The organism is Microcoleus sp. LEGE 07076 (genome assembly GCF_015207455.1).
Lineage (GTDB): Bacteria > Cyanobacteriota > Cyanobacteriia > Cyanobacteriales > Microcoleaceae > Microcoleus.
The window spans coordinates 1-1679 of record NZ_JADEWV010000443.1 but is presented as its reverse complement, the minus strand read 5'-3'; the positions used below and the strand labels follow the sequence as shown (position 1 = coordinate 1679).

The 1679-nt window shown below is 41.4% G+C and carries 1 protein-coding gene; it reads left to right on the top strand.

Annotated features, from left to right (window positions below; all coding sequences use genetic code 11):
* Positions 1–128 precede the first annotated feature (128 nt).
* The gene (locus IQ270_RS30075) at positions 129–1622 is read left to right on the top strand and encodes an IS5 family transposase (RefSeq protein WP_193976753.1); all 1494 of its coding nucleotides are present in this window, start codon (positions 129–131) and stop codon (positions 1620–1622) included.
* Positions 1623–1679: the final 57 nt, after the last annotated feature.

The window sequence follows — 1679 nt, the reverse complement described above, 5'->3', positions numbered from 1 at the left end:
TTAGTTAGGGCTTGCTGAATATATCGGTCGCACTTGACGTGGCATGGGTTAAGAACTGGTGCGATGCAAGTCAGGTGCAAAAAAAACAGGTAAAATAGAGCAAAACCCGTGCATCACCATCTGCGATCGTGTACCGAAAAGCTGAGCTTGCTCCCCCCTCACCCTCCGACTTTGAACTCCCCTCATGTGGAAAGTTGTCAGCAGATAACCGTTGGGTAAAAATGGCCCAAATAATCCCGTGGTCTGAATTTGAATCAGAATATGCGGCCAACTTCCCCACAGAAAAGGGGGCCCCTGCTAAATCCTTTAGGATGGCATTGGGGGCATTAATTATTAAAGAAAAATTAGGAATTAGCGATCGTGAAACAGTAGAACAGATCCGTGAAAACCCCTATCTGCAATACTTCATCGGTCAATCAAGCTACAGCAACGAACTCGCATTTGACCCATCCCTCTTAGTACACTTTCGGCAACGAATCAGTCCCAACCTAATTAATAAAGTGAACGAACGCATGGTTGAAAAAATGCGAGAAATCACGCCTGTCAAACCCGAAAAAAAAAAGGATTCGGACGCCAAAAATGAGTCACCCAATCGCGGTAAACTAATCATAGATGCAACCTGCGCCCCAGCCGACATTAGTTATCCGACCGACTTAGGACTATTAAACGCAGCCCGAGTTCATACAGAAAAAATCCTAGATATTCTGTATAAACAAATTAAAGAAAAAACCACTAAAAAACCAAGAACCTACCGTAACCTAGCCAGGAAAGACTACTTAGCAGTAGCCAAACAACGACGACCGACCAAAAACAAAAAAAGACAAGCAATTAAAAAACAACTTCAATATATCAAAAGAAACCAGGCTCATATTGAACAGCTAATTGATGCGGGTGCGAGCCTAGAAGGTCTGAATAAAAAACAATATAAAACCTTGCTAGTCCTCACAGAAGTCGCTCGCCAACAACAGTGGTTATTTGACAACGATAAACAGAGTATTGAGGATAGAATAGTAAGTTTAAGTCAACCCCATATTCGTCCCATAGTCAGAGGAAAAGCCGGAAAAAGCGTAGAATTTGGAGCCAAACTATCAGCCAGTTGTTTTGAAGGATATGTATTTTTAGACCGGATGAGCTGGGATAACTTTAACGAATCAGGGGACTTAAAAGCCCAAGTAGAAGCTTATTATAGATTCACAGGATATTATCCCGAGTCCGTTCATGCCGATCGCATTTACCGTACAAGAGAAAACCGAGCATGGTGTAAAGAAAGAGGCATTAGAATTAGTGGGCCACCTCTAGGAAGACCCCCAGCAAATGTGAGTAAAGCAAAAAAGAAGCAAGCTTTAGAAGATGAAAGAATTAGAAATGCAATAGAGGGAAAGTTTGGGCAAGGGAAAAGAAGATTCGGTCTCAATAGAGTTATGGCTAAACTTGATAATACCTCTGGTACGGTTATTGCAATTACTTTTTTGGTTATGAACCTTGCTACCTGGTGGCGCCGGGTTTTTTGTGTGTTTTTCTGTCTATTTGGAAAAAGAACACCTGTTTTTGGGTTGAAGATAATCCCCAATTATAATTGGGGGGACTTGATACCGAAAAAACTTATATATAACTCTGCTTGAATATATCGATCACTCCTGTTCTTAGTTTGCGATCGATTATTCAGCAAACCCTAGTTA